Origin of the sequence: Actinosynnema sp. NPDC091369, assembly GCF_044757065.1 — a bacterium.
Classification (GTDB): Bacteria; Actinomycetota; Actinomycetes; order Mycobacteriales; family Pseudonocardiaceae; genus Actinosynnema.
In genome coordinates, this window is record NZ_JBIVUG010000018.1 from 92,968 (window position 1) to 101,219 (window position 8,252).

The 8,252-nt window shown below is 71.9% G+C and carries 8 protein-coding genes; 6 read left to right on the forward strand and 2 right to left on the reverse strand.

Going from position 1 to position 8,252, the window contains the following annotated elements:
* Nucleotides 1–5 precede the first annotated feature (5 nt).
* The 3 genes from ACIQMJ_RS38040 (at nucleotide 6) to ACIQMJ_RS38050 (ending at nucleotide 2,272) form a co-directional block, all read left to right on the forward strand.
* Nucleotides 6–317, forward strand: coding sequence for a twin-arginine translocase TatA/TatE family subunit (locus ACIQMJ_RS38040; RefSeq protein WP_499765867.1), 312 nt, complete (start codon nucleotides 6–8; stop codon nucleotides 315–317).
* A gap of 120 nt (nucleotides 318–437) precedes the next feature.
* Nucleotides 438–1,349, forward strand: coding sequence for a twin-arginine translocase subunit TatC (gene tatC / locus ACIQMJ_RS38045; protein WP_499765876.1), 912 nt, complete (start codon nucleotides 438–440; stop codon nucleotides 1,347–1,349).
* A gap of 38 nt (nucleotides 1,350–1,387) precedes the next feature.
* Nucleotides 1,388–2,272, forward strand: coding sequence for a diacylglycerol/lipid kinase family protein (locus tag ACIQMJ_RS38050; RefSeq protein ID WP_499765868.1), 885 nt, complete (start codon nucleotides 1,388–1,390; stop codon nucleotides 2,270–2,272).
* Here ACIQMJ_RS38050 and ACIQMJ_RS38055 read toward each other — a convergent pair.
* Nucleotides 2,256–2,741, reverse strand: coding sequence for a hypothetical protein (locus ACIQMJ_RS38055; protein WP_499765869.1), 486 nt, complete (start codon nucleotides 2,739–2,741; stop codon nucleotides 2,256–2,258). The genes ACIQMJ_RS38050 and ACIQMJ_RS38055 overlap by 17 nt on opposite strands.
* 127 nt (nucleotides 2,742–2,868) lie before the next feature.
* Here ACIQMJ_RS38055 and ACIQMJ_RS38060 point away from each other — a divergent pair, with 127 nt between their 5' ends.
* From ACIQMJ_RS38060 to ACIQMJ_RS38070, 3 genes are all read left to right on the forward strand, one after another.
* Entirely contained in the window at nucleotides 2,869–5,634 is a 2,766-nt protein-coding gene (locus ACIQMJ_RS38060; RefSeq protein ID WP_499765870.1) for a DEAD/DEAH box helicase, read from the forward strand.
* A gap of 132 nt (nucleotides 5,635–5,766) precedes the next feature.
* Nucleotides 5,767–6,462 carry a DUF4333 domain-containing protein gene (locus ACIQMJ_RS38065; RefSeq protein WP_499765871.1) on the forward strand — a complete coding sequence of 232 codons (696 nt, stop codon included), beginning with the start codon at nucleotides 5,767–5,769 and terminating at the stop codon, nucleotides 6,460–6,462.
* 112 nt (nucleotides 6,463–6,574) lie between these two features.
* Nucleotides 6,575–7,786: a GNAT family N-acetyltransferase gene (locus ACIQMJ_RS38070; protein WP_499765872.1), complete on the forward strand. Its 1,212-nt coding sequence runs from the start codon at nucleotides 6,575–6,577 to the stop codon at nucleotides 7,784–7,786.
* Nucleotides 7,787–7,799: 13 nt separating this feature from the next.
* Here ACIQMJ_RS38070 and ACIQMJ_RS38075 read toward each other — a convergent pair whose 3' ends face one another.
* Nucleotides 7,800–8,120 carry a hypothetical protein gene (locus ACIQMJ_RS38075; RefSeq protein WP_499765873.1) on the reverse strand — a complete coding sequence of 107 codons (321 nt, stop codon included), beginning with the start codon at nucleotides 8,118–8,120 and terminating at the stop codon, nucleotides 7,800–7,802.
* Nucleotides 8,121–8,252: the final 132 nt, after the last annotated feature.

Below are 8,252 nucleotides of genomic sequence, written 5' to 3' on the forward strand. Positions count from 1 at the left end.
CCGTGGTGATCATTCTGCTCTTCGGCGCGAAGAAGCTGCCGGACATGGCGCGGTCGATCGGCCGCTCGGCGAAGATCCTCAAGGCGGAGACCAAGGGCCTGCGCAGCGAGGACGACCCGCAGCAGCAGCCCGGCACGACGGCGCAGCAGGCGCCCGCGCCGCAGCAGCTGCCGCCCGCCCAGCCCCAGGTGGTCCAGCAGCCGGTGGCGCAGCCGCAGCAGGTCGTCCAGCCCGTGGCGCAGCCCGTGCAGCCGCAGGTGGCCCAGCCCATCGAGCAGTCCCCGCAGAACCTGCAGAACAAGCAGAACACCAACTAGAGCCGCGTCAACGAGAGCCGAAGGACGGTCCGCACGGTGGGGGCAAGTCCGGTCCGGTGGTGGGCCCAGCGCCGGGAGCGCCGCAAGATCACGAGTCGCCGGGGCAACCCCGACGGCACCATGTCGTTGAAGGACCACCTCTACGACCTCCGGCACCGGCTGGGGTTGGCGCTGCTGTTCATCGCGCTGGGTGCGATCTTCGGTTTCATCTGGTGGGACTGGCGCATCCTCGGCCTGCCCGACCTCGGTGACATCGTCGTCGACCCCTACTGCGGCATCCCGGAGACCCAGCGGCTCACCCAGGAGGGCCAGGGCTGCCAGCTCCTGCAGACCAAGCCGTTCGAGGTCTTCATGATCCGGCTCAAGGTCGGCGCGGGGGCGGGCATGGCGCTGACCGCGCCCCTGTGGCTCTACCAGCTGTGGCGGTTCATCTCGCCGGGTCTGTACGCCAAGGAGCGGCGGATCGCCATCGTGTTCGTGGCGTGCGCCTCGGTGCTGTTCGTCGCGGGCGCCACGCTGGCGTTCTACGTCGTGCCGCAGGGTCTGGCGGTGCTGGTGGGCTTCGGCGACGACCAGTTCATCACCGCGTTGACGGCGGGCGAGTACGTCAGCTTCGTGATGGCGTTGCTGCTGATCTTCGGCGTGAGCTTCGAGCTGCCGCTCATCGTGGTGATGCTCAACCAGATCGGCGTGATCAGCTACGAGAAGCTGAACAAGTGGCGGCGCGGCATCGTGTTCGGCCTGTTCATCTTCGCCGCCGTCGCCACGCCCGGCACCGACCCGATCTCCATGGTCGCGCTGGCGGTGGCGCTCGTGCTGCTGTTCGAGGTGGCCATCCAGCTCGCCCGGGTGCACGACAAGCGGGTCGCGCGCCGGCGCAAGGCCGAGGGCCTGGACGACCTCCCGGATGACGTCGCCGCGCCCTTCGACTACACGCCGTCGGCGGTCGAAGAGCCGTCACCCGATCCGGTGCCCACGCCCGACCCGGTGCCCGAGGCGCCCGGCCGGGTTCGGTACGACGACGTGACCTGATCACTCGATGGAGTGAAGTCTTTGTAGGCTTCGCGACCATGTCGACGTCACTGCGGGCGGCCCTGCTGGTGTGCCCCGCCTCGGGCAAGGGCAGGGCCGCGCGCATGGCGGGCACGGTCGCGCACCGGCTGCGCGCCGAGGTCGACCGGCTCGACCTGCACGTCGCCCGCACCGCCGAGGGCACCGCCGAAGCCGCGCGCCGGGCCGTCGCCGACGGGGTCGACGTGCTGGTGGTGCTCGGCGGCGACGGCGGCGCGCACCTGGCCGTGCAGGCGTGCGCGGAGTCCTCCACCGCCCTGGCCGTGGTGCCCGCCGGCACCGGGAACGACCTGGCCGCGGCGCTGGGCACGGCCACGGTGGACGACGTCGTGGCCGCGTTGCGGGACGGCACGCGCGCCCGGTTCGACCTCGGCCGCGTGGAAGGCGGCCCGTGGTTCGCCACCGTGCTGTGCGCGGGCTTCGACTCCGCGGTCAACGAGCGCGCGAACGCGATGCGCTGGCCCGCCGGGCCGCGCCGCTACGACCTGGCGATCCTGGCCGAACTGGCGGCGCTCACACCGCGCCGGCTGGTCGTCGAGACCGAGGACGACGTGCTGGAGCTGGACGCCCTGCTGGTCGCGGTCGGCAACACCACCAGCTACGGCGGCGGCATCCCGGTGTGCCCGGAGGCGTCGGTCACCGACGGCCTGTTCGACCTGACCGTGGTGCGCGCCGCGCCCCGCCGCACGCTGCTGCGGATGCTGCCCACGCTGCGCACCGGGCGGCACGTGGACCACCCCGCCGTGCACACCCTCCGCGCCCGCTCCGCGCGGCTGTCCGGGCCGTCCTGGGTGGCCTACGCCGACGGTGAGCGGCTGAGCGCGGTGCCGTTGACGGTCACGTGCGTGCCCGGGGCCCTCACCGCCGTCACCGGTGGCGGCTGAGCACGTCCCGCCTGCGCCACGAGCCGTGCGGCTCCGCCGTGCCCCGCTCGAACAGCCACCCGGCGATGGCCAGCACCCCGTCGGCCGCGTCCAGCGGTGTGCCGTGCGCGGACTCGACGGTCTCGATCTCGTGCCGGCCGCAGTCCCGGATCGCATCGCAGCGCACCGAGATCTCGCCCTCCACCTGCCACGGCGGCGGTGACCGGGGCACGTTGCGGTGCGGGTCGCGGGGCAGTGCGACCCGCACCCGGAACGCCACCTCCTCGAACTCGGCGAGGGCGGACAGCCCCGCGTAGGGCGCGCCGGGCAGGTGGTCGAACACCAGGCCCGCGCCCGGTCTGCCCAGGTGACCGGCCAGCCGCTCGACCCGGGCGGCGGCCAGTCGCAGCACCGCGAGAACCGGGCCGACCTCGACCAGGTCGGGGAACACCCACCTGAGGTCGCCTTCCGCCAACGGGATCGCTTCCACGTCCGACGAGTGTGCCGCACGATCCACCTTTGTGGTCTCCATAGCTTCAGTGTCGACCAAAGAAGTGTTCCGGGATCCCGTGCGGATCTGAAGCGATTTTGTCGGTCCCGTGTGACAGCCTGGACAGGTGTCAAGCACTTCGCGGTCTCCGGCCGACTCGTACGCGGACTTCCGCCGCCGCTCCTCCCGGCCCAAGCTGGCCGACTTCCTGGGGGTCATCTCGTTCGAACTCGACCCGTTCCAGCAACGCGCCTGCGAGGCGCTGGAGGACGGGCACGGCGTGCTGGTCTGCGCGCCCACCGGCGCCGGCAAGACCGTCGTCGGCGAGTTCGCCGTGCACCTGGCCCTGTCCGAGGGCAGCAAGTGCTTCTACACGACGCCGATCAAGGCCCTGTCGAACCAGAAGTACGCCGACCTGGTCGCCCGCTACGGCGCGAAGAAGGTCGGCCTGCTCACCGGCGACACGTCGGTCAACGGCGACGCGCCCATCGTCGTGATGACCACCGAGGTCCTGCGCAACATGCTCTACGCGGGCTCCTCGACGCTCACCACGCTGGCCTACGTGGTGATGGACGAGATCCACTACCTGGCCGACCGGTTCCGCGGCCCGGTGTGGGAGGAGGTCATCCTGCACCTGCCCGAGTCCGTGCGGCTGGTCGGCCTGTCCGCCACGGTCAGCAACGCCGAGGAGTTCGGCGAGTGGCTGGTCGAGGTCCGCGGCGACACCACCGTCGTGGTCGACGAGCACCGGCCCGTGCCGCTGTGGCAGCACATGCTCGCCGGCGGCCGGATGCTGGACCTGTTCGCCGGCGAGGGCCCCGACGGGCACGCCCGCATCAACCCCCAGCTGCTGCGGCACACCGACGACCTGTCCCGGTTCCACGTGCCGTGGAGCCGCAACCGCAACAACAAGGACCAACGCGGCCGCCCGCCGCGCGGCTCCGGCTTCAAGCCGCCGTCCCGGGTCGACATCGTGCAGCGGCTCGACGGCGCCGGCCTGCTGCCCGCCATCGACTTCGTGTTCAGCCGCGCCGGCTGCGACGCGGCCGTCACCCAGTGCGTGCGGGCCGGGCTGCGGCTCAACTCGGCCGACGAGGTCGAGCAGATCCGCGGGATCATCGAGGAGAAGACCAAGGACCTGCCGCAGGGCGACCTCATGGTCCTCGGCTACTGGGAGTGGCGCGAAGCGCTGGAACGCGGCATCGCCAGCCACCACGCCGGCCTGCTGCCCGCGTTCAAGGAGACCGTGGAGGAGCTGTTCGTCCGCGGCCTGGTGAAGGTCGTGTTCGCCACCGAGACGCTGGCGCTGGGCATCAACATGCCCGCCCGCACCGTCGTGCTGGAGAAGCTGGTCAAGTACAACGGCGAGGCCCACGTCGACCTGACACCCGGCGAGTACACCCAGCTCACCGGCCGCGCGGGGCGGCGCGGCATCGACGTCGAGGGCCACGCCGTCGTGGTGTGGCAACCCGGCGTCGACCCGAAGGCCGTCGGCGGCCTCGCCTCCACCCGCACCTACCCGCTGCGGTCGTCGTTCCGACCCGGCTACAACATGGCCGTCAACCTGGTCAACCAGCTCGGCGCGGCCGCCGCCCGGGAGATCCTGGAGCAGTCGTTCGCCCAGTTCCAGGCCGACCGGTCGGTCGTCGGCCTGGCGCGGCGCATCGAGCGCAACCGCGAGGCGCTGGGCGGCTACGCCGAGGCGATGACCTGCCACCTCGGTGACTTCGCGGAGTACGCCTCCCTGCGCCGCCGCGTCGCCGACCGGGAGAAGGCGCTGGCGCGGCAGAACACCTCCGCCAAGCGCGCCGAGGCGGCCCAGTCGCTGGAACGGCTGCGCAAGGGCGACGTGATCGCGGTGCCGTCCGGGCGGCGGTCCGGCCTGGCCGTGGTGATCGACCCCGGCCTGGAACCCCTGGGCGAGGCCCGCCCGTTCGTGGTGACCGAGGACCGCTGGGCCGGCCGGCTGTCGTCGGCGGACTTCCCCATGCCCGTCGAGGTGCTGGGCAAGATGCGGCTGCCCAAGCAGGTCGACACCCGGTCGCCGAAGTCGCGGCGCGACCTGGCCGCGTCGTTGCGCGCCACCGGCATCGTCGCCCCCGCGATGCGCAAACGCCGGTCCAACGCCGACGACGACGCCGAACTGGCCACGCTGCGGCGGGCGTTGCGCGCCCACCCGTGCCACGGCTGCGAGAAGCGCGAGGAGCACGCCCGCTGGGGCGAGCGCTACCACCGGCTGCTCGCCGAGACCGAGCAGCTGGAGCGCAAGGTCGCCGCCACCACCCACTCGCTGGCGCGCGAGTTCGACCGCATCCGCGGCCTGCTGCGCGAACGCGGCTACCTGCACGCCGGGGAGAGCGGACCCGGCGAGGAGGTCACCGAGCACGGCAAGCGGCTCACCAGGCTCTACAGCGAATCCGACCTGCTGGCCGCCGAGTGCCTGCGGCACGGCGTGTGGCGCGACCTCGACCCCGCCGAACTGGCCGCGGTCGTGTCCGCCCTGGTCTACGAAGCCCGCCGCGACGGCCCGCTCGAAGCGCGGCTGCCACCGGGCAAGGTGTCCGACGCGCTGACCGCGACCGCGCGGCTGTGGGCCGAGCTGGAGGACGACGAACGCCGCCACCGGCTCGACCGCACCCGCCAACCCGACCCGGGCTTCGCTTGGGCGGTGTACCGGTGGGCGCGCGGCGAGTCGCTGGAGAAGGTGCTGTCCGCGGCGGAGGAGAACGGCGCGGAGCTCGGCGCGGGCGACTTCGTCCGGTGGTGCCGGCAGGTGATCGACTTTCTGGACCAGATCCGGGACGTCGTCGGCGGCGGCGACCCGGTCGGCGCCACCGCCCGAAAGGCGGTCGACGCGCTGCGCCGCGGGGTGGTGGCGATGGCCACCGTTTGACAAAGCTTTGCGGGGCGGGTGGGTACCGCGCGGGTGGCTGTGGTTTGATCGCGCCCGCAAGCCTTGAACAGCTTGTCCAGATCGTCGAAGACCGTTCCAGACCTTGTCCAGACCGACCGTCGGAGGCCGAGCATGACCAGTCCGTACGGACCGTCCGGAGGGAACGACCCGCAGCCGCAGTGGGGCCAGCAGCAACAGCCCTACGGTGGTGGGTACCCCGGCACGCCGTCGGGTGGTTTCCCCGCTCAGCAGCCCAACCCCTACGGGCAGCCGGACCCGTCGCAGCAGCAGTGGGGTCAGCAGCAGCCCCAGCAGCAGCCGTACACCCAGCAGTACCCCGCCGGGTACGACCCGAACAACCCGCAGTCCAACCCGTACGGCCAGCCGCAGCAGGGCCAGTACGGGCAGCCCGGCCAGTTCGGCCAGCAGGGGCAGCCGGGCCAGTTCGGGCAGCAGCCGGGCCAGTACGGCCAGCCGGGGCAGTACGGCCAGCAGCCGCCCGCCAAGAAGTCCAGCGCCGTGCTGTGGGTCGTCGTGGCGCTCGTCGTGCTGGTGGTCGCGGCCGTCGGCATCACCGGGTTCGTCGCGCCGGGGTTCTTCAACACGAAGGTGTTCGACCAGACCGCCGTGCAGAACGGCGTGGTCGGCGTGCTGAAGGACGACTACAAGATCTCCGACGTCGAGGGCGCGACCTGCCCCGCCGAGCAGGAGGTCAAGCCGAACACGACCTTCGAGTGCAAGGTGAAGGTCGGCGGCAAGGACAAGACGGTCAAGATCACCGTGAAGACCGAGGACGGCGAGTACGAGGTCGGCCAGCCCGCCGGCTGATCGCCCCGCGTTGTGCCCGAGGCCACTCCCGCGCTGGTTGCGGGGGTGGCCTCCGGCGTTGCGCGGGCAAAGTCGTTAGCGAAGCGAGCGACTCGTGGTGCACCATGCGGGGGTGACCGACCACGACGTCCGCGTGCTGGACGACTCCGAGTACCGAACCGCCCACAGCCTGTTCCGCGGCACGCTCCACCACGCGCCCGCGCCGGACGACCAGTGGAAGTTCGTGCAGGAGTCGTACGAGCCCGGCCGCACGTTCGGCGCGTTCGCCGACGGGGAGATGATCGGCACCGTCCAGTCGTTCCCGTCACGCCTGGCCGTGCCGGGTGGCGGCGTAGTGCCGCACGCGGCCGTGAGCCGGGTCGGCGTGCGGGCGGACTGGACGCGTCGCGGGGTGCTCAGCGCGCTGCAACGGGCGCAACTGCGGGCACTGCGGTCCAACGGTGACGTGGCCGCCACGCTCCGCGCGTCCGAGACGGCGATCTACGGCCGTTACGGTTACGGCGTCGCCACCCGCTACCGGTTCCTGCGCATCGACCGCCGCAAGGCCGCGCCCCGCACCCGCCCGGTCGGCCGGGTGCGGCTGGTCGGGGCCGAGGCGGGGGAGCGGATCGCGCGCGCGTTGTTCGACGAGCTGTCGCCGGGGCGTGCCGGCACCATCGCCCGGTGGCCCGCGTGGTGGGGCCTGACCGTGCGGCGCGTGGCGGCCGAGGAGAACGTGCAGTTCGCGGTGCGGTACGACGCGTCCGGCGAGGCCGACGGTTACGCGATGTTCAAGGTCGCGCCGGGTGAACACGACTCGAGCGACGAGAAGCCGACCACGTTGACGGTCGGTGACCTGTGGGCGCGCGACGCCGAGGCGTGGGCCGACCTGTGGCTGTTCGTGCTCGGGGTCGACCTGGTGGGGCGGGTGGTGGCGTCCGCGAGGCCGGTGGACGAGCCGGTGGAGTGGCTGCTGGGTGACCGGAGGACGTGCCAGGTCGCCGAGGAGGCCGACGAGACGTGGCTGCGCCTGCTGGACGTGCCGGCCGCGTTGTCGGCTCGGACTTACCGGGCCGGTGAGCCGGTGGTGATCGGGGTGCGGGACGCGTACCTGCCGGAGAACGCGGGGTCGTACCGGGTGACGGCGGACGGCGTGACGCGGGTGGACGACGCTCCGGAGCTGGTGCTGGACGTCGACGTGCTCGCTTCGACCTACCTGGGCGACGTGTCGTTCTCGACGCTCGCCGCCACCCGCCGCCTGGACGTCGTGGCCCCGACCGCTCTCGCTCGCGCCGACGCGTTGTTCGCGGTGTCCGAGGTCCCGTGGAGCGGCACCTTCTTCTAACCGCTTCCTGGTCCTACCTCGGCCCAATCCGCTGCACCTTCGTCAGATCCCCACGGTTGAGGTCATCGCGCGCGAGCACGAAGTCACCGTTGACCATGCGCTCCTGGTCGAACCGCACACCGACCACCCGCTCCGCCAGGAACTCCCGCAACTTGTGACGCATCGTGCTTCCGTGATCGACCGGGTGACCCCAACCCGGGTCGACCTCGTCGGTTCCGAACAACAGCCAGTGATCCGCCCGCACCGCCGCGTCCAACTCGGGCACCTCGCCGGTGTGGCTGTCCAACGCGGGCAACACCAAGCGGTCCGGGTCGCTCGGGCGGTACCAGAGCAACAACGGCTTCGCCCACCGCGCCTCGGCATTGTCAAAGTGAGGTTGTCCCCGATGACCGGACACCGGATTTCATGCCACGAGGGTGAGACCTTGACGATAGCCGACGCGGGCTTCGTGCGGGGTGCGGTAGCC